Raw genomic sequence first — 23,071 nt, forward strand, 5'->3', positions numbered from 1 at the left:
ACAGGATTAAATCTGCGGCCCTTTTTTTAAGGCGGTTTAAATCACATCAGGCTTAAACATCGGCCTCGGCTTCATTGCCCCGCGCTTCCAGCCACGCTTTGCGGCTGCTGGTTTCAGTTTTACCCATCAGCATATGCATCAGCTCACGGGTGTTGAGCGCCACATCGTCGTTAATGCCTACCCGCAGCATGCGGCGGGTATCCGGGTTCATGGTGGTGTCGAATAATTGCTCGGCATTCATTTCCCCGAGACCTTTAAAGCGGCTGATGCTCCATGCGTTTTCGCGGATTTTTTCTACACGCAGCTTATCCAAAATTGCTGTCAGCTCGCCTTCATCCAGCGCATAGAATTTACGCGGTGGCTTGGCCTTGCCGCTGCCAGCCACATCCACACGATAGAGCGGTGGTTGCGCCACAAACACATGGCCATGGGCAATCAGCTGCGGGAAATGGCGGTAAAACAGCGTGAGCAGCAGTACCTGAATATGGCTGCCGTCTACGTCCGCATCCGACATAATGATGATCTTGCCGTAGCGCAGGCCTGATAAATCGGCTTTGACATCATCCAGGGTATGCGGATCAACGCCAATGGCCACTGCCATATCGTGCACTTCATTATTGGCAAAAATCTGATCGCGATCGACTTCCCAGGTGTTCAGCACTTTACCGCGCAGAGGCAGAATGGCCTGAAAATCCTTATCGCGGCCTTGTTTGGCCGAGCCACCCGCCGAATCACCCTCTACTAAAAACAACTCGCAGCGCTCGCTTTCATCCGATGCGCAATCAGTTAGCTTGCCTGGTAAAACGGCTACGCCTGATGATTTTTTCTTTTCTACTTTTTGCGAATTCTTTTGCCTTGCCTGTGCCGCACGGATACACAGCTCTGCCAGTTTTTTAGCCAGATCAACGTGCTGATTCAGCCAGATTTCAAATGGCGAGCGCACTACAGTAGAAACCAGCTTTAAGCCATCGCGGCTGGTGAGCTTGTCTTTGGTCTGGCCTTGGAATTGTGGGTCCAGAATCTTGGCCGAAAGTACAAAAGAGCAGCGGCCAAACAAGTCTTCCGGCAGCACTTTCACGCCCTTAGGCAGCAGGCTGTGGAATTCAATAAAGGTTTTAACTGCCTGAAACACCCCGTCGCGCAGGCCCGATTCGTGCGTGCCGCCCGATGGCGTAGTAATCAGGTTTACATAGGATTCGCGGTTAACCGGGCCGTCTTCTGTCCAGGTTAGCGCCCATGCGCAGCCTTCTCCCAGCGAGAATGTATCGTCAACCTGCTCGATATATTTCTCGCCTTCAAAAATAGGGATCAGCTGGTTGTAGCCTGCTACTTTCTCGGATAAATAACCCGTTAAGCCGTCCGGGTAGCACCAGCTTTTATTGATCAGTTCGCCATTAGGCTGCTCGATGGCTAGGTTGACGACTAAGCCGGGTAAGAGCACGGCCTTGGATTTGAGCTGATGTTCCAGATCGGCCAGAGGGATATTGGGCGAATCAAAGTACTTTGGATCGGGCTCTACATAAACGCTGGTGCCGCTGTCTTTTTTGGCACATGTGCCTAGCACCACCAGTGGCTCGATCACTTCCCCTGAGCCAAATACAAGGCGATGCTGCTGGCCTTCACGTTTGACTTCTACTTCTAAGCGGGTAGATAAGGCATTGGTGACCGAAACGCCCACACCATGCAAACCACCCGAAAACGCGTAAGCACCGCCATCTTTTTTATCGAATTTACCGCCGGCATGCAGCTGGGTAAATACAACTTGCACCGTCGGTACGCCTTCTTCAGGGTGCAGCCCAACCGGAATACCACGGCCATTATCGCTGACGCGCACACTTTGATTGCGGTACAGCACCACGTCAATTTGAGTGGCATAGCCGCCCAAAGCCTCGTCGGCGGCGTTGTCGATCACCTCCTGGCAGATATGCAGGGGATTATCGGTGCGGGTGTACATACCGGGACGGTGCCGGACGGGATCAAGGCCTTTTAAAACCTTAACGGAAGATTCGTCGTATTTAGGAGTTGCCATGTTTCACGTGAAACCGATTACTAAAGTTGTCGCGAGTCTAGCAAGCTGCGGCAAATATAACTACCACAAGGCCACAGAAATAAAACCTGCAGGGCCGGAGTTAACCTTGTTTAGTGCTTGCTAGCGCTTCCTATAAAGTCTTAAAAAACCACATTTCCGTGGAAGGTCACCGGCAATCCTGCATCGTTGTATCTCCACAGAATGAGGCTCGTGTATTCATTATCCGCCAAGGCCGCGCCGGTATTGGATTGCCTCGGCAATATGCGCCGTGTTGATGGCTTCATCCCCTGCCAGATCGGCAATAGTTCTGGCTACTTTTAGCACACGGTGGGTGGCGCGGGCGGAAAGCGATAATTTCTGGATGGCGCTTTGCAGCAGGCCGCGCGCTTCCTCATCAAGCGGGCAGTGCTGCTCCAGCAGCTTGCCATTTAAGCGGGCGTTCGGTGTATTTTGCCGCGCTGCCTGCATCTGGTGGGCCGTGGCGACCCGTTTTCTGACAAGGGCTGAGCTCTCGCCGGTAGCCGCGGCAAGCAGGGTGGTTTCAGGTAACAGTGGCACCTCGATAACTAAATCGATCCGATCCATAAACGGGCCGGATAATTTACCCCGGTAGCGGGCAATTTGATCTGGTGTGCAGCGGCAGGCTTTTTTAGGGTGGCCTAAAAAGCCACACGGGCAGGGGTTCATGGCAGCAATTAATTGAAAATCAGCCGGAAATTCGGTGGAGTGTGCCGCTCGGGCGATATGGATTTTCTGGCTTTCTAATGGCTCACGCAAGACTTCCAGAACCTTTCTGTCAAACTCTGGTAATTCGTCTAAAAACAACACTCCGTGATGCGCCAAAGAGATTTCACCTGGTTGTGGCACACTGCCCCCGCCAACTAAGGCCACTGCGGATGCTGTGTGATGAGGTGATCTGTAAGCTCTGATCCCAAAGCGGCCGGCATCCAGACGCTCCCGGCCCAGCGACTGAATTCTGGCGGCTTCCAGCGCTTCCAGCTCGCTCATATCGGGCAGTAAGCTGGGTAAGCGCTGTGCCAGCATAGATTTACCCGTGCCCGGAGGCCCGATCAGGAGCAGGCTGTGCCTGCCCGCCGCAGCAATTTCTAAAGCGCGTTTGGCCTGTTGCTGCCCTTTTACCTCACTTAAATCGGGCATGGCTGGCGAGGCTTCGATGGCGACCGGGGTGGCTAGGGGAAGTTGATCACTGCCGAGTAAATGTCTGCAAACTTGCATCAGATGATTGGCAGACAGCACGCTGGCGCTGCTGAGTAAGGCGGCTTCTGCAGCGCTTTCTGCTGGCAGAATCAGCGTTCTGCCCACGGCTTGGGCGGCCCAGGCCATACCCAGCGCACCACGAATAGAGCGTAATTCACCCGATAGCCCTAATTCGCCGGCGAACTCAAAATCATTCAGCTGCTCTAAAGGAAGCTGGCCACTGGCTGCCAGAATGCCTACAGCAATGGGTAAGTCAAACAGACCCGATGATTTGGGTAAGTCGGCAGGCGCAAGGTTGACGGTGATGCGCCGGTTTGGAAATTCAAAACCACACACAGCCAAAGCAGCCCGCACGCGCTCCCTGCTTTCTTTGACTTCCAAATCAGGCAGCCCTACCAGATTAAAAGCTGGTAAACCGTTGGCCAGATGGATTTCTACCAGCACGGCGCTTGCTTCTATTCCTATCATGGCGCGGCTATGAACAATGGCAAGAGACATTCAGCAGGCTCGGAGTGGATTCCTTATAGTGTAGGTAACAATATGACGATGAGTCATGGGATGTTTTGATTTAGGTGTGATCCAGTTCTGGTGCAAAAATGGGTTGGCCGCCAGCTGTGTGGGTTTTTATGAAGATGGTTGTTTTTTCAATTTAGATCAAGACGTTGTAGGTACGAAAATGGATGCATCGCATGCTGCTTGAACAATCGACTGAAGAGCCGGTCCCGATTCCTGATTTCCGTAATTTTGGGGTGATGCTGCGTATTTTGCTGCTGATTCACCTTGGTATGCTGGCTTACGTATTGCTGGGGCTTTCTGCATGGGAGGAATGGCCGCTCAGGCTGGGCGAGGCGGCAATGTGGGTAGAGCCACCGCTGCTGGGCACTTTATTGCTGCTGTCTCTTGTAATGCCCTGGCTGAATCGTTTCTCTTATCGCACGGGCACTTTGGCTGTGAGCGTGCTGGCTATGCTGTTGGTTTTTGGCCAGAGAAAAGTCTTGTTCTCTGTATTACAGCCTGTAACGGCCTTGCTTCCTGCGCTTCTGTTTACCATGATGTTGGTAGTGTCTGTGATGCTTTATCTGCGTTTACGCTGGAAATCATTGTCACCAAGGCTGACAGAAGCAAGATTGGCGGCCTTGCAGGCAAGAATCAGGCCGCATTTCTTTTTTAATAGTCTGAATGCGGTGCTGTCCTTAATTCGCAGCGAGCCAAGGCGTGCAGAGCAGGTTCTGGAAGACCTGGCTGATTTGTTCAGGGTGGTCATGGTCGATAAGCAGCAGCTTTCCACGGTGGAATGTGAGCTGGAAGTGGCGCGCCGTTATCTGAATATTGAGGCCGTGCGTTTGGGGGACAGGCTAAAAGTGGAGTGGGATATTGCGCCATCATCTTTGATGGCCGCCCTGCCCCCGCTTCTATTACAGCCCCTGCTGGAAAATGCGATTTATTACGGAGTAGAGCCCATTTTAGATCCCGGGCCTGTACTGATCAGCATTGCAGTAAAAGATAAACATATTCATCTGGGCATTAAAAATTCTCTGCCGCCAGCAGGGACGGTGAGCCAGCATAAGGGCAATGGAATGGCGCTGCAAAATATTCGCCAGCGGTTGTTGCTCCACTTTGATGCTGAAGCTAATTTAAGCACTTACGCGAATAACGACTATTATCAAGTACATATCGTCTTGCCTTACCGGGAGATTCCCCATGGGAACGCCACTGCGCCTTTTTCTTGTTGATGATGAAATACCCGCCTTGCGCAGGCTGCAGGATGTGCTGGCCGACGTTGCTGACGAGTGCCCGCACGATGTGGTGGGCACCGCTACCAGCGGTATGGCCGCCCTTGCTGCCTTAGCCGAGGCCGACGCCGATGCGGTGATTGTGGATATTCAGATGCCACAAATGAGTGGCATTGAGCTGGCCCGCGAGCTAAGCCATTTTTCACACCCGCCTGTAGTGATTTTTGCCACAGCTTTTGAAGAATACGGTGTGGCCGCATTTGAGGTGCGGGCCGTCGATTATCTTTTAAAGCCGATTCGTAAAGAGCGGCTGATTTCTGCTTTAAAACGGGTGCAGGACATGCGCACCGCCAGATCGCAGGCAGAGCCAGCTAGCCATGCCCGCACACATTTCAGCGTTACAGAGCGTGGCCGGGTGCATTTAATCCCTGTTTCGGATGCTTATTATTTAAAGGCTGAGCAAAAATACATTACTTTGCGCACGCGCGATCGTGAGTATCTGCTGGAAGATTCGCTGACCCGTTTAGAAGAAGAATTTGGCAATCACTTTGTGCGTATTCATCGTAATTGCCTCGTTGCACGCGACATGATGTCGGGCTTTGAAAAATCTGCGGTAGGTGGCAGCGAAGTGCACTGGCAGGTGATTTTGCGCGATTTACCCGAGCGCCTTGCCGTAAGCCGCAGGCAGCAGCATGTGATTAAAGAGCTTAAAAAACTGGAAAGCGAAGGCAGGTAGGTGTCAGTGCGTAGCTTGGGTTAGACGATATTTTGCGGGTTTTAGCGGATAAACAGGCGTAACCCAACAGGCTTAAGCGAAAAGATCACAAAGCTTAAGGCGTACCCGAAGCGCAGCGTGCAACAGATTTTAGTCGCTTCGCGAATGCGCTGTTTGCCACTACCTGAATGAAAATTATCCATAGCTATTTCGGCCAGGCTAAATCCCAAGGCGCTGAGATCTCTGCTAGTTGCGCTTCAATCCCCTGAAAAGCCGATCCTGTTTCCGGGGCCAGCAAAATTCGCTGCTGTTCTCCCTGATAATCAAAATCTAAAGCCCATGCATGTAAATAGCCGCGATCCGCAGGCGTGCCGCCATAGCGCTCATCACCCAAAATAGGGCTGCCCAGGCTTTTAAGTGCCACGCGTAACTGATGGGTGCGCCCACTGAGCGGCCTTAGTACAAACAGCCGCTTACCTGTTTCCATATCTCCATAGCTAAAGAATTGCGTGGCTGCTTTTAGCTCGCCATCCCGGCATAAGCGCCACGATCCTCCCCTGCCCTTTTCCATCGCCCCCTTGATCCAGCCCTGTTTTTTGGATGGTTTTTTATCTGAAAGGGCCAGGTAATATTTATTAATACGATGCTCAGCAAAGGCTTCGCCAAAGTAGCGGGCCACTCCTGCACTTTTAGCAAAAAGCAGCAAACCTGAGGTAAGTTTATCCAGCCTGTGTACCGGCCAAAGTGGCATGCCACCTAGAGCCTGGCGTAATACTTCTACAAAGCCGGCTTCTCCGTCTTCCTGATGAAAAGACAGGCCAGCGGGTTTGATGGCAACCAGAAAATCAGGGTGCTCGTAGGCGATAAATGTGTGATTTGTATTTATGGTCATGCTTGGCTAGGCTAAAAATATTACGATGAAGGACATTTTCCTAAAGATAGGATGTAAGCATAATCGTATGCGCAAAAAGAAACTATTCTGGCAAGCCATTCTAATCTCGATTCTTGCCTGTGTGGCAGTCACCATGTTTGCAGCCTGGCTGGCCAGAGGGCAGGCAAAAAAAGAGTTACAGAGCTATCTGCAGGATATTGCAGAGCAAGCCATGCTGCGCAGCGATCGTGTGTTTGCAGTAAGCAGTCAATTTTTGGATAAACTAAATAACTCAGCCTTAAATGACTGCAGTGAAGAACATCAGCAACGTTTAAGTGAAATTGCCTTTGACGAGTTGTTTGTGCGAAATGTTTTGTATGCACCTGATGGCATTGTGCAATGCTCTGCCGCCAGCCGCCTGGTTTACCCTTTGCCAAAGCGGGATCAGAAAACCACCATGGGGCGCTCGCTTTGGTTTGAGTTTAAAGGAGATCTCCCTAAGCCCTCTGTTTTATATGGAGCTGGCCCTTACTACGCAGTGATGGATTCCCTGTATCTGGTGGATATTCTGCCGGTAAAAAAACGTGGCTTATATATTGAAGCCGTGCTGAATCATCGGATACTGGCAAGCAGTCAGGGGGCAAAGAGTAAGCCGGACAATACATGGCTAAGCCAGTCCAGGGTGAGCAAAACGAACCCTGAGTACATTATTACGGCCTATTTGCCCCTCGAAGAATTGCAGCGTGCATGGCTGGATTATTTTGAAGATTTGCTGCCGTTATGCAGCGTCATTTGTCTTGTTTTGATTGGCATTATTATTTGGTTTACCCGCCGCAGCTTTACCATGGGGCTGGAGATCATTGAAGGCCTGCAATTGGGCGAGTTTGAAGTGTATTATCAGCCTATGGTAACGCTGGCTACCGGTGAGGTGTGTTGTGCCGAAGCGTTATTACGCTGGAAAAGGCAAAATGGCTCCAAAATCAGCCCAGATCTGTTTATTGGCTATGCCGAAGAAAACGGCCAGATCAGCCTGCTGACACAATATGTTCTGGAAAAGGTGGCTGCTGATTTAGTGCAGCTTGCAAATACGGATATTGCGGTCTCTGTGAATTTAGCGGGGGCAGATTTAGCTTCGCCAATGTTTGTAGAAAACTTGGCTGCTCTGTGCAAAAAACATCAGCTGGCCCCGAGTCGCATAGAGCTGGAGATTACCGAGCGCAGCCTGGTCATGGGCCAGAACGAGATCGAGGTGATTACCCGCTTGCGGCAAGCGGGCCACGTCATCCTGATTGATGATTTTGGCACGGGCTATTCCAGCCTCAGCTATTTGCATAATCTGCCTGTTGATATATTAAAAATCGATAAAAGCTTTGTGCACGCATTAGGCAGTGGTGCCGCCACGCATTATGTGGCATCGCATATTGTACAAATGGCTAAAGACTTGGGTCTGAGCGTGGTGGCAGAAGGAATCGAAACCAGCGTGCAGGCAGATACGCTGAAAGAAATGGGTGTTGAATGGGGCCAAGGCTGGCTCTATGCCAAGGCGATGCCCTATGCAGATCTGAAGCAATTTTTGCACGCCTCTACCCTCGCATCGCTTAAACCGCTAAGCTTCGCCCCTTTGCCTGAAGCCGTATGAAACTCACTTTAATTGCTGTTGGGCACAAGATGCCGGATTGGATTGACTCCGGATATAAAGAGTTTTCTAAACGCATGCCCCGCGATTTTCCTCTGCAATTGCTTGAGCTGAAGCCCGATAAACGTGGCAGTGGCAAAACGGCACAGCAAGTAATGGTGGATGAAGCCGAGCGCATTCTGGCCGCCATCCCGCAAGATGCCCGTGTTCTGGCGCTGGATGAGCATGGTGCCAACTGGACTACGATGCAGCTCGCTGAAAAAATGAAGACCTGGCAAATTGATGGCCGTGAAACGGTATTTATCATCGGCGGCACCGATGGCCTCGACCCAAGCGTAAAAAAGCGCGCCGATCAGCTATTACAACTCTCCGCTATGACCCTGCCCCATGGCATGGTCAGAGTGATCCTGGCCGAGCAGCTTTATCGGGCCGTATCGATTATTAATAACCACCCTTATCATCGTGAGTGATGCTTGGTCTTACAGGATGGGTAGAGCTGGTTTTTGGCGATACCCATCACCCCAATTGGCCATCCATTTCTTCTAAATCCTGATATAAAAAACCATGCCAACGACCCAACTCTATCTTGCTTCAGGCAGCCCGCGCCGCCAGGAGCTTCTGGCGCAAATTGGCGTTCAATTTGAGCGCATCTCTGCCCCCATCGATGAAACACCCTTTCCAAATGAAACCGCCAAAGACTACGTGCTGCGCTTAGCCAAAGCCAAGGCAGAAGCAGGCTGGCAAGCCATGCTGGCACAGGGCAAGCATCCCCTGCCTGTTTTAGCAGCAGATACCACGGTGGTGCTGGACGGGCAAATCCTGGGTAAGCCCCTAGATGCCAGAGACGCTGCGGCCATGCTGGAGCAGCTGTCCGGCCGCAGCCACGAAGTGCTTACCAGCCTGGGTTTACGCACCAATACCGGCACAGAAGTGCTGCTGTCGGTCAGCAGCGTTACCTTTATGGCACTCAGCCCAGCCCAAATCGCCGCATATATTGCAAGCGGTGAGCCTATGGATAAGGCGGGCAGTTATGGCATACAAGGCACGGCGGGGCTGTTTATATCTGATCTGCAGGGCAGCTTTAGCGGCGTAATGGGCTTGCCCCTGCACGACACCGCCACCCTGCTCGCCCGCCATGGCTTGGGTTTGCTTGCTGTTTCAGCATAAAAGACTTCAATTTTTGCCTGAAAATTGGCTGGTTTTAAGCTTATTCACAATGTGCTTATAATATGACATTTGGAATAAATGATCTGCCTGATGTCAAATTTGGGCGCTACCTGACCATTTTCGTCACATTGCAGTTGACTACCGCAATAAAAAAAGCCCCAGTGGGGCTTTTTTTAATTAAATCAGATGGTGCCGTTGAGGTGAATCGAACACCCGACCTACTGATTACGAATCAGTTGCTCTGCCAACTGAGCTACAACGGCAGCTGCCTAACAGGCAGTACTCAACAAAGTATAAAGCACTCACCGTTGGTCTGCCGACTAATCCCGCCGTTAATCAGCTTACCCCTGAAACCTATGCCGTCAGGCACCTATATTGCATTGTCATACCCAAGCAAAGAACATATTTTGCATGTAAGTGCTCAGGGAAAAAAGCTTTTAAATCAAAGGTTAGGAGCAAGAAATGAAAAACATGCAAAAGGGTTTTACCCTGATCGAATTGATGATTGTTGTAGCCATTATCGGTATCCTGGCAGCAGTGGCGATCCCCTCTTATCAGGACTACACCAAGAAAGCGAAATTCTCTGAAGTGCTGAGTGTTTCTGATTCGTACAAGCAGGCTGTTTCTATGTGTCAGTCAGATTTAAATACCTTTGCGGGTTGTAATGGGGGTACAAATGGGATTCCAGCTACCCCGTCAGTTGCGACTGCAGGTTTGGCTTCAGGCGGAACGGTAACAAATGGTGTTATTAGTTTTACAGGTACTGCCGCAACAGGGTCTTATACCTTTATTTTAACGCCAACTCTGAATGCTGAAAGCTCAGCAATTAATTGGACTCAAACAGGTACATGCCTTGGTGTGAAATATTGTAAATAAAAAGTTTGTACTTAACAAAATGAGCTAATTTTAATTAGCTCATTTTTTTTGTTGAAAAAATTATTTTATACGTCTAGAAATTATATACAACTATAGTTTGTTTTTCTCAGGGGCTTATACAATGACTAAGTTAGATGATTGCAATTTTACTAAAATTGACAACTATAAATTTAGTCATGAAATAAAAATATCATTTTTCATTGCGATTTTTGGTATTTTAGTGAAAATATTTTTCTCATATATCGGTTTAATAGAATATTCTTTTGACAGTTTAGTGTTAAGCATCTGGCAGCTAGGTACTATGTCATCAATTTTTAGTTTTGCCAGTGTTATGCTTTTAAGCACTCACAGACAAAATGCTGCAAAATTAATATGGTTATTAAGCGGTGTTGTTTGTTTTATTTATGTATATTTTATGGTGAAAGATAATGATGCAGTTAAAAAAATAACAATTATTTTATTAACTCTGGGGATTGTTTCATTTTTTTTACTCATGTACACAGGTTTTTATGATTTAAATCATACAATAAGAACGCAAGCTAAGGAAAAACTATTCTTAGTTTTAATTATTGCGATTGTTTCTGTATACGGAGTTGGAATAGTTTCAATTTCAAGCTCTCTTAGCCCCAGGGTTTATGATGCTATTTTATATAAATTTGATGCCAGTTTAGGGTTTTCTGCCAGTGTTATTTTAAGTAAATATATTGCAGACAATCCAAATTTGTTAAATTTTATTATATACCCTGTTTATCTGGCGCTCCCTCTTGGTATGGGCTTGCAGTATGTTCAGCAGATGCAGTCAAAAGAGCCTCCAAAAACATATCTTTTACTGTTTTGGTTTAGCTCAATTTTTATAGTATGCCTGCTTGCCTATTTACTGCTTCCAGCAATGGGTCCTAAATATTTATTTGGAAATTATTTTCCACATAATATGCCGCCATTAGATAATATAATTTCAATTCCCGTTGTAAATCAAGCTACTTTTCCCAGAAATGCTTTCCCTTCCATGCATTTTGGATGGGCTTTTACTATGTGGCTGAATGCAATTCTCATGAAAGGAAAATGGCAAGCAAGGTTTTTCTTTATTATTGGAATACTCACGATTATTGCCACTTTGGGGCTGGGTGAACACTATCTGATTGATTTAATTGTTGCGGTTCCTTTTTCTTACGCTTTGCAAGGTATTTTTTTAAGAGGATTGCCAATAGAAAATGTGCACAGATGGAAATGTATTTTGATTGGCTTAAGTTTGTGGTTGTTTTGGGTTGTCACTTTAAGGTTATCTCTTGATATATATACTAAAAATAATTATTTATCATGGATATCCGTGATTTTTACAATTGCTGTTTCAAGTTTATATTATCGGAGAATGATTAAAGCCCAGGATGAGCATTTTTCATCTGTATCAAATATGCCAATAGCTAAAGCTAATTTACAGGAAAATAATAATTTAAAACCAATTTTTTATCTTTTTATATTATCTGGATTTTCCGGGCTTATTTATGAAGTAGTCTTTTCAAAAGAGCTGGCTTTAATTTTTGGCAGCAGCAGCATAGCTACATATACGGTATTAGCAACATATATGGGAGGTATGGCACTGGGAGCCGGCTTAGGCGGATGGATTAAAACTCACCGCCCATTATTAGGATATATTTCATGCGAGCTGTTTATTGGTGTCTATTGTATTATTACACCATTATTATTTAAGTTAATTCAATCGTTATATGTTTCTCTTGCCTCCGGAGTTTCCCCGGATGCAGGAGTGCTTACTTTTTACAGGCTAGCATTAGGTGCCATATTGCTCTTGCCCCCTACTATTGTGATGGGAGCTACTATGCCTTTATTATTAGCACATTGCCGAGAAAAACAAGGCCAGCTTCATTTGGCAGTTGCTAATCTTTATGCTGCAAATACCATAGGCGCTGCATTTGGTGCTTTATTAGCTGGTTATTTTATTATTCCGAAGTTTGGTATTTCTTTAAGCACGGCATTTGCTGCGGCAATAAACTTTTTTGTTGCATTTATTGGTATTCAATTATTTAAGCGTCATGAAAAACGTGCTCATTATTTAAATACTAAGGATGTATATATTGATACGCAGTTACCAGTTAATAGACTAAAGGGGGTTCAGGCTCTGACTGTTTTATTTTTCGGTGGTGTAATTACTTTAGCTTTGGAAGTGAAATATATGTTTTTACTTGCCGTGGTGGCTGGCAATAGCAGCTATGCTTTTTCTTTGATGCTGTTCACCTTTTTATTAGGGCTGGCTGCAGGGTCTATCTTAATCAAACCATGGCTAAAAAGTCCAAATATATTAGCATTGCTTGAGTTCAGTCTTGCTGCTGTAATTTTATTAGGGGTATTTAGCTGGCAAAGCATTCCTGCGTATTTTGCGAGCTTTGCCAATTATCCATCGGCTCAGGCCTTTGGTGCCAGGGAGTTTATTCGTGGTTTAGTGTGTTTTTGTGCCATGTTTCCACCCGCTTTATTAATTGGTGCAATTTATCCTGTTGCCATGAATTGCGTCGCTACTGCATTTCCTAATCACCCAATAGTGGCTTTGGGGCTGGCAAATTCCTTGAATACAAGCGGTAATATTGTCGGGGTGTTGCTCACCAGCTTTGTTTTGATTCCTGCACTTGGTGTGCTTTTATCAATAAAAATATTAGCATGTTTGGCTTTTACGCTGGCAATAATGCTAAGTGTAAGTTTTATAAAAAACAGTAATAAATTAAATATTATTTTTGCCTTAATTGTTGTTGTTGTTTTTTATATTCAACCAAAATCGTTTAACTACACTGAACTTGCTTCCGGGGCAAATGTGTATTTTTCTGCATTAAACTGGGGGGAGTCAATTGATCATGCGGAGAGTATTGATGGTGGGTTAACAACAGTAGTCTTAAATAAAAATCAGCAGGTTAAGACATTACTTACTAATGGTAAATTTCAAGGAAATAATGCATTAAAAGGTGAAATGCAGGCTCAAACTGGCTTTGCTCTTGCTCCTTTATTACATACGGATGCAAGAGAGCGTGCCCTGGTTATAGGTTATGGCACAGGGGCAACCAGCCGCGTATTAAATGAGACAGGCTTTAAAAATCTGGATATCGTTGATCTAAGTTCCGATATTGTGAGACTTGCAAATCAGCATTTTCCTGCGATTAACCAGCATGTCACTGAAAAAAAAGGCGTTGCTACTTATATTACGGATGGCAGGAATTATTTATTACTTACTGATAAGTCTTATGATTTGATTGGCCTTGAAATTACTTCAATTTGGTTTGCCGGTGCAGCTTCTTTATATAATCAGGAGTTTTATGCTCTGGCTAAAAGAAAGTTGAAGTCTGATGGGGTATTACAGCAGTGGGTACAATTACACCATACACAGCTCAATGATTTATTAAGTGTTTTAGCTTCAGTACGCAGTGAGTTTAAATATGTCTGGTTGTATGAAATTGGCGGGCAGGGAATTATTGTGGCGACGAATAATCATGATCGCAGCCCTAAGAAAAGTTACGCTGATTTAATTAGCCAGACATCTGGATTAAAAGAAGTTTTAAAAATTTATGATCGTCCTGTAAATGAGCTGGCACAAAAAATACTCTTAGAGCCCGAGGGCCTTGATCGATTTTTACTAAAAGTATCAAGTGGAGACCCTGAGGCATGGGTTAGCACCGATGATAATCTTTATCTTGAATATGAAACGCCTAAAGGCAATGTTTTAGACGGCGCTCAATCATTAGCAAATAATCTTGAAATGATAAAAAAGTTTTCAGCAAAGTAGTTGTATTAATAATTGAGTAGATAGAGATTAAGCAGAACAGAGTCTTTTTCTCTACTATTCCAAGGCGGCAAGATGAGTAAGGTTTATATCTTACTTAAGCAGCGTGGGTTTCTGGCACGCTAGTTGCTTAGTAGTCTCCCACGTAAAATCATAGGTAAAGCACAGCAGGGGCAGTGCTTCCTAATGGTTGTAGGAGTGCAGTATGAAAAACATGCAAAAAGGTTTTACCCTGATCGAATTGATGATCGTTGTTGCGATCATCGGTATCTTGGCTGCGGTTGCGATTCCTTCGTACCAAAATTACACAGCGAAGTCTAAATTTGGTGCTGCCTTAGCTGAAGTATCTGCTGGTACTACTGGTGTAGATGCTTTGATCTCTGAAGGCACTCAGCCAACAACTGAACTTGTTGGGCTAAAGCAAGCGACTAGCAGTTGTGTAACAAATGAGGTTGCATTTGCATCTGGTGCAGAAACAGGGACTATTAAATGCAAAATTAATAGTGGTCCTTTGAGTGTAAAAGATAAAACTATTACTTTTACTCGTGCTGCGGCTGATGGCAAATGGACATGTACGTCCGATGTTGCTTCAGGCGATAAGGCTAAAGTTGCTGCTAAAGAATGCCAAGGCTAAGTTTTTAATTTCTTAGTTTTTTATATATTAATATTTTAAACTTTGATTTTATATAAAAGACGCACAATATTTTTTGTGCGTCTTTTTCTATGTAAAGAAAAATATGAAATGCTTTTCTAGAACATTGTATTTAGTTGCTGTGTTGCCATTTATTTCTCTTTATCCATATAGGCCTTATGGGACATGGATTGCAGAAATTGTTGCACTGTTCTTAGCTGGCTTACTTTTGATGAAGAAGGGTGAAGAAAGAAAATTACATATTGGGCCAATTCCTGTTATGTTTTTAGGGCTAGTCTTCGCCGTTGTGCTTAGTAAAATAATAAATAATCCAAGTTATGATTCAATTGGCTTGATTAGTATATATTTTTTACTTGTTGGTGCTGCTTTATCTCACCATGTTTATAATATAAGTGGCTGTAAAGAAAAAATAATTCCACTCATTGCAAGGGGGATGTTTTTTGGTGGTTTATTACAGTTTGTTTTTTGTGTGGCTAAAATTTCAGGATTTTTTACTATTTACTCACAATGGGTTGATGGCTTGCCTTTATGGGTTCCTCATATCAATGTAAATAGAACACCAAACGGTTTCATGTTTCAGCGTAATCAATTTGCAGACTATTTGTTTATGAGTGGTGCAGCAACTTGCTATTTATATGCTCAGGCAGAAATAAAAAAAATAACGTTTATTGGCACTATTATTGCTATTGGCTTGGCTATTTCTTTGTCTATGTCCAGAACAGCTTTATTATATATTGCGATGGGATTTGCCGTTGTCGCCCTATTGCACTTCAAAGGCGATAATACTAAAAAATTTAGTAAAGCTTTCTTATGGTTTTTGGCGTGTTGTATTGTATTTCAGGTACTTAGCCCATATTTGAATAAAATAATGGTTGAGTATTTCCCTTTACTAACCGAGGGAAGTGGCTTAAAGCGCTTGGGCGCTGGTGTTAATGATACTCGCTGGCCGGAGTGGCAAAAAGCTTGGCACACCTTCTTGGCAAACCCCTGGTTTGGGACTGGAGTGGGTACTTATGCTGCGGCTAGTTATCAATTAGGCGCGCAGTTTCCTTATAAAGGCGGGGAGATTGTTTATCAGTTATTTGCACATTGCCATAATATCTTTTTACAACTGCTGGCAGAAACGGGCATATTAGGGGGAATCAGCCTGTTGTTTGGCACAATAGCTGTAGTATATGGAATTATAAAAAATAAGCTGGATATCCATGCGGCCTTTGTACTCATTGCACTGTCTACCATGTTTATTCATAGCCAGCTTGAATACCCACTTTGGTATGCTTCTTTCTTTATCTTATTTACTATTTTGGCGTCTACAGTAAAGCTGGACTTGTATAGTTACACATCAACAGCAAGGCCTGGAGTTAAATATATATTTCCAGTATTTATTCTTGTTGCAAGTATTTATGGCTTATATTCGGTTGTAAAGTTGATTGATTTGAATAACCGGTATGAAAGCGGAGCATATTCCGAAGCTTTAGTGAAAGAAAGTGTATCGCTAGGGGGGGATTTACTTGTTGAGGACATGGCTGATTTTTATACTTTAGCAATGCTTAGCTTAGACGATAGAAACCTGGACTATAAGCTTTATTTAAGCAGCAAAATTTTGAAATTCCGCCCTCATGCAGAAATGATATTCAGGCACGCTATTTTTATTAGCTATAAAAACAGGCCAGATGAAGGTGCGGCAATTGTGAAGAATATACTTGATCAATATCCGCAGTTTATTGGCTCATTTAGAGAGAGCTTTGCTTCTGTTCAGGATGATCCGCGTTTAGATAAAATAAAAACTGTATTGCAGCATAAGTATTAAAAAAATGGCCCGCTCAATGAGTGGGCCATTTTTATATTTTATGGGTATTTAACAACCATCACTCCTTAAAAATCTCCCTCACATCCCTTGCGCCCCATTCTGGGAAGTGTTTACGCACCAGCGCATTTAAATCCACTTCAAACGCCCGCCATTTGGCCAGTTCATCCTGCTTATCGCTGGCGGAATGGGCTGCGGCTTGTTCTATCATGCCTGCGCCTGCGGTGGCGTTGCTCAGGCGGTCGATCACGATAAAGCTGCCGGTGCCTTTGCAGTCGCGGTAGCTATCAAACACGACGGGTGCATTCAGAATGACGCGGCAGAGGCCGATTTCGTTGAGTTTCAGCTCGCTGGCCTCTACGTGCTCCATGCTGTTTACATCTACACGGTGACTAATCTGGCTGACCCGGCCGAAGACATTTTTGCCTGCCAGTTTAAAGCCGTATTCTTTGCCAACGGTGAGTGGTGCTTCGTTCATCCAGACGATGTGGGCATCAAGTGCCTGGCCGGTTTGCGGGGCTAGCTCGCTGGCTTTGACGATCATATCGCCACGGCTGATGTCGATCTCGCGATCCAGCGTCAGGGTAATCGCCTGGCCGGTGAAGGCGGTGTCTAATTCGCCCTCATAGGTGACAATTGCTTTGACCTTGGCGGTCTTGCCGGAGGGCAGGGCGATGATTTCGTCGCCAGGGAAAACGCGGCCAGCGGCGATGGTGCCGCAAAAGCCACGGAAATCAAGGTTAGGGCGGTTCACGTATTGCACCGGCAGGCGGAAGGCTTCCAGGCGGCTGTCGCGATTGATTTGCACGGCTTCCAGGTGCTGCATAAAGGTCAGGCCGCTATACCAGGGCGCTTGCTCGCTTGGTGTCACTACATTATCGCCGCGCAGGGCAGAAATCGGCACAAACTGAATGTCGGCGATATTGAGGGATTTAGCCAGCGTCAGATACTCTGCGCGAATTTCATTAAAGCGCGCTTCGCTGAACTCAACTAAATCCATTTTATTGATGGCGATAATCACGTGCTTAATACCCAGCAGGCTGACGATATAGCTGTGGCGGCGGGTCTGGGTTTGCACGCCGTAGCGCGCGTCGATCAGAATCACGGCCAGATCACAGGTGGAGGCACCTGTGGCCATATTGCGGGTGTATTGCTCGTGGCCGGGGCAATCGGCGATGATAAATTTGCGCTTATCGGTGCTGAAGTAGCGGTATGCCACGTCGATGGTAATGCCTTGCTCGCGCTCAGCTTGCAGGCCATCCACCAGCAGGGCCAGATCGATTTCCTGATCGGTGGTGTTAAACTTTTTGCTGTCTTTTTGAATGGCGGCCAGCTGGTCTTCAAAAATCAGTTTTGAATCGTGCAGCAGGCGGCCGATCAGGGTGGATTTACCGTCGTCCACATTGCCACAGGTAATAAAACGCAGCAGGTCTTTGTTCTCATGCTGCTTTAAATAGGCTTCGATATCGCTGGCGATCAGATCAGATTGGTGTGACATGTTTATATTCCGAGAGTGGGGAGTATCAAGGGAATGCAGATAGGTGTCGGACTGTTTAGGGAGTAGGGAGGGGGAGTAGGGAGTAAAATCTCTCCTTATCTACTCCCCACTCTCTAATCCCTACTCCCCGCTTTTAGAAATACCCTTCCATTTTTTTCTTTTCCATCGAGCCAGATGAATCGTGGTCGATCATGCGGCCTTGGCGTTCGCTGGTGGTGGTCAGCAGCATTTCTTGGATGATTTCTGGCAGCGTTTGCGCGGTGGATTCCACCGCGCCGGTGAGCGGATAACAGCCCAGCGTTCTAAAGCGCACCGATTTCATTTGCGGCACTTCACCTGGCTCTAATGGCATACGGTCGTCATCTACCATGATCAGGGTGCCATTTCGCTCTACCACGGGGCGAACGTCGGCGTAGTAGAGCGGCACGATATCGATGTTTTCCATATAGATATATTGCCAGATATCCAGCTCTGTCCAATTAGACAGCGGGAAAACGCGGATACTTTCGCCCTGGTCGATTTTGGAGTTGTAGATATTCCATAGCTCCGGGCGCTGCACTTTTGGATCCCAGCGATGGTTTTTATCGCGGAATGAATACACGCGCTCTTTGGCTCGGGATTTTTCTTCGTCACGGCGTGCGCCACCAAAGGCGGCATCAAATTTGTATTTATTCAGCGCCTGCTTCAGGCCTTCGGTTTTCATTACGTCGGTGTGTTTGGCTGAGCCTGCGCTAAATGGGTTGATGCCTGCTTTTACGCCTTCTTCATTGATATGAACAATCAGGTCAAAGCCGCACTTTGCTGCCATTTTGTCGCGAAATGTGATCATTTCGCCGAATTTCCATGTGGTATCCACATGCATCAGCGGAAAAGGCATTTTGCCCGGGGCAAAGGCTTTCAGGGCCAGATGCAGCATTACGGCAGAATCTTTACCGATGGAATAGAGCATGACCGGGTTATCAAATTCTGCGGCTACTTCTCGAATAATATGGATGGACTCTGCTTCGAGTTGCTTAAGGTGAGTCAGCCTTGCTTCACTGAGGGTAGTCATACTTTATCCGGGCAAAATAATCGGTTACGAAGCTTATATCCTTAGGAATTTACCGAAGTAATGCAGTTAAGCGAAGGATCTAATCGTTATATCTATATGGATGCTTTCGCGATGATTTCTTTTACTAACTCGACATTCGTTTCTATCAAGGCGTATTCGTCTTGGCCGGGGATGCCCATATGCACATTCGGGTTGCAATAGCGCATTTTGCTGGCAAAGGGCAGACGGGCCGAGGTGTGGAATTCTTTGCAGCCGGTAGCGGCGACTAATTCAGCAATATTATTACTGCGTACACCTGCACCGGGCATAACGATTAAGCGATCACCAGCGGCGGTTTGCAGCGTTTTGAGCATGGCCGCACCCTCTGAGGCCGTAGCGGCCTGGCCGCTGCTCAGTAGGCGGTTACAGCCGCTGGCAATCACGTCTTCCAGCGCTTTGAGCGGGTTTTGCGCCACATCGAAAGCGCGGTGGAAGGTGACTTGCATGGGGCTGGCCAGCTCAACCAGGGCTTTGCAGCGTGGTACATCAATATGGCCATTGGCCGTGAGTATGCCGATTACTACGCCTTCTACACCCAGCTTTTTACAGGCGATAATATCGCGCTGCATCACTTCGTATTCCAGTTCTGTGTATAAAAAATCGCCACCGCGCGGGCGGATAATGACATTCAGGCCAATCCACAGCCGCTCTCTGGCAACGGCGATTTGCCCGTAAGATGGTGTGGTGCCACCTTCAAGCAGATTGTCGCAAAACTCAACCCGATGTGCGCCGCCTTCTTGGGCAGCGAGGCATGAGGTGACCGATCCGGCACAGATTTCCAGCAAAATATCAGACATATCAGCTTCCAAAAGAGAACGCCGCCTGTGAAGGGCGGCGTTGATAGACAGATCCTGTAAGACACGATGAAGCTTGAAAGGTTCGGGTGAAGGCTAAAACGCGAAGGCGGGAAACGTTGTAGGGTCCTGCCTGCAGGGCTTTTTCACCTGAAGGCGCTCTTTATGCGTATTTACGCTGCTTTTGCCGCAAAAATATCTGCATTAAGCGCGGTATAAATATTGCGTAAACGCCCGTCCATATCGGCCAGCTGGGTGCCGAGCTGTCTGTCCATTTCTTCCAGCTCTTCGATACGGCCTTCCAGTGTGTCGGTGGCCTTATGGATGCGCTTGATGCTTTCCAGGCGGCGGCGTAATTGCAGCTGATGCTCGCGTACCTGTGTTTCCATCGGAGCCATCACCGCTTTCAGCCAGTTTTCAACATCGCGGTTGGCTACTTCAAATACATAAAGCACACGGCTGGCAATGGTTTCAAAAAACTTGTGCGAGAGCTTGCCCTTGCTGGTGGTCAGCAGGGTGCTGATGGTGTTGAAATGCTCGCGGAAGGATTTTTCCAGCCGTGAAATTTCTTTGTGGTATTTCAAAGTAGAGAAGGGCGGAGGCGTGACATTGCCAAGGCCGTGTTCTTCACTAAACTTTTTATACATTGCCGCCATCATGGCTTGGATTTCAGCTACCTGTACGGCAGACTGGCTGATGTTGCCGTTTACGTCTTTAAAAAACTGATCCATGATGGCGCGCAGGCCGCCTTCGCCAAAGGAAAACATACTGTGTTCCATTTGATTGCGTACGGCTTCAATATTGCTTTTCAGCGCATCAATGCCCAGCAAGGATAATAATTGATTGGTTTGCTGGCTAAAAATACTGCGCAGGGCCTGAAAACGCACCAAGCCCTGTTCAAATTTGCGTTTGTCGGCGTGGACTTTGTCCATCATTTGCCCGACCACATCCTGATTTTTGCCGCGCAGGGTGGATAGCTCGTTCAGCTGCTCCAGCACGCCGCTGCGGCGAACGCTAAGGATGGAGCGCATGCTTTTAACGATGTCTTCCACTTCGGTAATGGTGCTGTCGCGCACGATATCCTGCTTGGATGGAAGCAGCTCGTTAGACAACGCTTCTTCCAGGGCAGTGAGGCGCGAGCGGGCGAGTAAATCGACGTCCTGATTTACTTTTGCCACCAGCGCTTTTTGTGCCGAAATAGGATAAACATGGCCAACAGGCACGCCCAGCAGCTCGGCCGTTGTGTTGATCTGGTGCTCGATTTCCGCTTCGATTTGCTCTGGGGTTTTTAATTCGTCCCACATACTGTCAATTTTATTAAGCACAGCCAAGCGGCCACGATTGCCGCCTTTGGCAATGTGGGAGCGCCAGATATCAATATCAGAGCGGGTTACACCCGTGTCTGCCGCCAGAATAAACAGAATAGCGTGTGCATTTGGCAGCAGATTAAGCGTCAGCTCTGGCTCTGTACCAATCGCATTTAGGCCCGGCGTGTCTAAAATGACCAGGCCTTGCTTAAGCAGCGGATGCGGGAAGTTGATCACTGCATGGCGCCAGCATGGAATCTCAATAGTGCCCTGGGCGTCCACCGCAATCAGCTGATCCGGGTCTTCTGCATTATAAAGCCCATAGCTGGCGGCCTCTGCCACCGGGGCACGGCGTGTGAGGCCTACATGGCGAAACGACTCAAACATGGCGTCAGAATCATTGATATCCAGAGGAATGGTTTTCCATTCTTCCGGATAGCGGCGGTATTCGCTGGTGGTGACATTCTGAGCGCGGGTTTCAATGGGCAACAGCTGAATTGATGGCTCACGTGATGCATCGTAAAGCAGCTCGGTAGGGCACATGGTAGTGCGGCCTGCTGATGAGGGCAGGATGCGCTTGCCATAATGAGCAAAGAAAATCGCATTGATGAGCTCTGATTTCCCGCGGGAAAACTCCGCCACAAACGCAATATTCAGTTTGTCTTCACGCAGTTTTTCGATCAGCTGGGAAATACGTAAATTACTTTGTGCGTCTTCTAAATCCTGCTCGGTTAACCAGCGTGCAAGCTGGCTGATCGCCTGCGTGAGTTCGGCACGCCAAGTGCTGTACGCCTGGAAATCCCCGACTAAGCGATCGCTGCCACTTGGGTCATTTACTGCCAAATCGTTTTGATGCAGATAATCGGTGCTCATTGCCATCTCTCTATTTGCGATGCCCGCACAAATGCAGGCTTTGTAAGTCGTTCTTTTTAATTAAATTATTAATGCTGGCAATGTGGGCAATAAAATGTACTGCGTTGCCCCTGGCGTATTTGTTTAATTTCAGAGTTGCAAATGCGGCACGGCATACCTGCCCGGCCATATACAAATGCACTCAGCTGAAAATAACCTGCTTTACCATCGCTATCCACATAATCACGCAGTGTGCTTCCGCCCGCAATAATTGCATCCCCTAGTGTTGCTTTGATTGCTGCAACTAATTGCGCTGATTCCTGAGGATTTAAGCTATTTGCCGCCCGGTTTGGATTAATTTTTGCTCTGAATAATGATTCAGAGGCATAGATATTCCCTACGCCTACCACTGTATGATTATCCATAATCGCAAGTTTAATCGCTATTTTCCGATTAGAGTTGGCTGATAGAAGATGGTCGGTATTAAATTGCTCTGATAATGGCTCCGGCCCCAGCTTTTGTAATAGCGGATGTGGTCCGTTTTCTGTGGCTTGCCACAAGCAAGCGCCAAAACGGCGCGGGTCCCGGTAGCGCAGCCGCTTTCCATTACTTAAAACCAAATCAAAATGATCGTGCTTTTCTGCAGGAAAAGCTTCAGTTAATACGCGTAAATTACCTGACATGCCTAAATGGATAATCAGTGTGCCGTGCTCAAAGCTAAAAAGAAGGTATTTGGCACGGCGGCTCAGGCTAAGAATTTTCCGGCCTTCCAGCGTTTGTGCAAGATCGGCAGGAATGGGCCAGCGCAGCCTTGGCTGGCGAATAATCACACTTTTGATCTCTGCACCCTCAATATGCGATGCGATTCCTCTTCGTGTGGTTTCAACTTCTGGTAATTCTGGCACTTTGTCTTCCTGTGAGCGGGCTGAAGCCTGATCGGGCTATGGGGTGTTCTGACGCGGAAATAATTTACAAAATCAACGCAATTGTCTGTTTTAAAAGGATTTAGTTCTTTTTCTGCATGGTGTGGTGCATTCATTAGCTT

At 46.9% G+C, this 23,071-nt stretch carries 17 protein-coding genes and 1 tRNA gene; 9 read left to right on the forward strand and 9 right to left on the reverse strand.

Annotation, left to right across the window (positions count from 1 at the left end; all coding sequences use genetic code 11):
- Nucleotides 1-52 precede the first annotated feature (52 nt).
- Entirely contained in the window at nt 53-2,029 is a 1,977-nt protein-coding gene (gene parE / locus CSQ88_RS03860) for a DNA topoisomerase IV subunit B (RefSeq protein ID WP_099396786.1), read from the reverse strand.
- 219 nt (nt 2,030-2,248) lie between these two features.
- Entirely contained in the window at nt 2,249-3,745 is a 1,497-nt protein-coding gene (locus CSQ88_RS03865; RefSeq protein ID WP_099396787.1) for a YifB family Mg chelatase-like AAA ATPase, read from the reverse strand.
- Between the two features lie 191 nt (nt 3,746-3,936).
- Between CSQ88_RS03865 and CSQ88_RS03870 the strand changes: the two genes are divergently transcribed.
- Both CSQ88_RS03870 and CSQ88_RS03875 read left to right on the forward strand, forming a co-directional pair.
- Nucleotides 3,937-4,980: a sensor histidine kinase gene (locus CSQ88_RS03870; protein ID WP_180273517.1), complete on the forward strand. Its 1,044-nt coding sequence runs from the start codon at nt 3,937-3,939 to the stop codon at nt 4,978-4,980.
- Nucleotides 4,949-5,716: a LytTR family DNA-binding domain-containing protein gene (locus CSQ88_RS03875; RefSeq protein ID WP_099396789.1), complete on the forward strand. Its 768-nt coding sequence runs from the start codon at nt 4,949-4,951 to the stop codon at nt 5,714-5,716. Before CSQ88_RS03870 ends, CSQ88_RS03875 begins: the two co-directional genes overlap by 32 nt.
- A gap of 184 nt (nt 5,717-5,900) precedes the next feature.
- Here the strand turns inward: CSQ88_RS03875 and CSQ88_RS03880 are convergent, their stop codons facing one another.
- On the reverse strand, nt 5,901-6,587 hold the full coding sequence (locus CSQ88_RS03880) for a TIGR01621 family pseudouridine synthase (protein WP_099396790.1): 687 nt from the start codon (nt 6,585-6,587) through the stop codon (nt 5,901-5,903).
- Between the two features lie 67 nt (nt 6,588-6,654).
- Here CSQ88_RS03880 and CSQ88_RS03885 point away from each other — a divergent pair, with 67 nt between their 5' ends.
- The 3 genes from CSQ88_RS03885 (at nt 6,655) to CSQ88_RS03895 (ending at nt 9,369) form a co-directional block, all read left to right on the forward strand.
- Nucleotides 6,655-8,205 carry an EAL domain-containing protein gene (locus tag CSQ88_RS03885; RefSeq protein ID WP_180273518.1) on the forward strand — a complete coding sequence of 517 codons (1,551 nt, stop codon included), beginning with the start codon at nt 6,655-6,657 and terminating at the stop codon, nt 8,203-8,205.
- A complete protein-coding gene (gene rlmH, locus CSQ88_RS03890; protein WP_099396792.1) occupies nt 8,202-8,672 on the forward strand; it encodes a 23S rRNA (pseudouridine(1915)-N(3))-methyltransferase RlmH in 471 nt (156 codons plus the stop codon). The genes CSQ88_RS03885 and rlmH overlap by 4 nt, the downstream gene beginning before the upstream one ends.
- A gap of 94 nt (nt 8,673-8,766) precedes the next feature.
- The gene (locus tag CSQ88_RS03895) at nt 8,767-9,369 is read left to right on the forward strand and encodes a nucleoside triphosphate pyrophosphatase (protein WP_099396793.1); all 603 of its coding nucleotides are present in this window, start codon (nt 8,767-8,769) and stop codon (nt 9,367-9,369) included.
- Nucleotides 9,370-9,556: 187 nt separating this feature from the next.
- Here the strand turns inward: CSQ88_RS03895 and CSQ88_RS03900 are convergent.
- Nucleotides 9,557-9,632: transfer RNA gene (locus CSQ88_RS03900), tRNA-Thr, on the reverse strand.
- A 199-nt stretch (nt 9,633-9,831) separates the two neighbouring features.
- Between CSQ88_RS03900 and CSQ88_RS03905 the strand changes: the two genes are divergently transcribed.
- The 4 genes from CSQ88_RS03905 to CSQ88_RS03920 all read left to right on the forward strand — a co-directional run bounded on the left by CSQ88_RS03905 (nt 9,832) and on the right by CSQ88_RS03920 (nt 16,488).
- Nucleotides 9,832-10,245, forward strand: coding sequence for a prepilin-type N-terminal cleavage/methylation domain-containing protein (locus tag CSQ88_RS03905; protein WP_099396794.1), 414 nt, complete (start codon nt 9,832-9,834; stop codon nt 10,243-10,245).
- Between the two features lie 121 nt (nt 10,246-10,366).
- Nucleotides 10,367-14,029 (forward strand): fused MFS/spermidine synthase, encoded by a 3,663-nt coding sequence (locus CSQ88_RS03910; protein ID WP_099396795.1) that lies wholly within the window; start codon nt 10,367-10,369, stop codon nt 14,027-14,029.
- Between the two features lie 202 nt (nt 14,030-14,231).
- Nucleotides 14,232-14,660, forward strand: coding sequence for a pilin (locus CSQ88_RS03915; protein ID WP_099396796.1), 429 nt, complete (start codon nt 14,232-14,234; stop codon nt 14,658-14,660).
- Nucleotides 14,661-14,763: 103 nt separating this feature from the next.
- Nucleotides 14,764-16,488, forward strand: coding sequence for a PglL family O-oligosaccharyltransferase (locus CSQ88_RS03920; RefSeq protein ID WP_099396797.1), 1,725 nt, complete (start codon nt 14,764-14,766; stop codon nt 16,486-16,488).
- Between the two features lie 58 nt (nt 16,489-16,546).
- Here CSQ88_RS03920 and cysN read toward each other — a convergent pair whose 3' ends face one another.
- From cysN to mutM, 5 genes are all read right to left on the reverse strand, one after another.
- Nucleotides 16,547-17,983 (reverse strand): sulfate adenylyltransferase subunit CysN, encoded by a 1,437-nt coding sequence (gene cysN, locus CSQ88_RS03925; protein ID WP_099396798.1) that lies wholly within the window; start codon nt 17,981-17,983, stop codon nt 16,547-16,549.
- Nucleotides 17,984-18,116: 133 nt separating this feature from the next.
- A complete protein-coding gene (gene cysD / locus CSQ88_RS03930) occupies nt 18,117-19,034 on the reverse strand; it encodes a sulfate adenylyltransferase subunit CysD (protein WP_099396799.1) in 918 nt (305 codons plus the stop codon).
- Nucleotides 19,035-19,126: 92 nt separating this feature from the next.
- Nucleotides 19,127-19,870 carry a copper homeostasis protein CutC gene (locus CSQ88_RS03935; RefSeq protein ID WP_099396800.1) on the reverse strand — a complete coding sequence of 248 codons (744 nt, stop codon included), beginning with the start codon at nt 19,868-19,870 and terminating at the stop codon, nt 19,127-19,129.
- 170 nt (nt 19,871-20,040) lie between these two features.
- Nucleotides 20,041-22,047 (reverse strand): dynamin family protein, encoded by a 2,007-nt coding sequence (locus tag CSQ88_RS03940; protein ID WP_099396801.1) that lies wholly within the window; start codon nt 22,045-22,047, stop codon nt 20,041-20,043.
- A gap of 68 nt (nt 22,048-22,115) precedes the next feature.
- Nucleotides 22,116-22,931 carry a bifunctional DNA-formamidopyrimidine glycosylase/DNA-(apurinic or apyrimidinic site) lyase gene (mutM, locus tag CSQ88_RS03945; RefSeq protein ID WP_099396802.1) on the reverse strand — a complete coding sequence of 272 codons (816 nt, stop codon included), beginning with the start codon at nt 22,929-22,931 and terminating at the stop codon, nt 22,116-22,118.
- Nucleotides 22,932-23,071: the final 140 nt, after the last annotated feature.

Source organism: Iodobacter sp. BJB302 (genome assembly GCF_002735645.1).
Taxonomy (GTDB): domain Bacteria; phylum Pseudomonadota; class Gammaproteobacteria; order Burkholderiales; family Chitinibacteraceae; genus Iodobacter.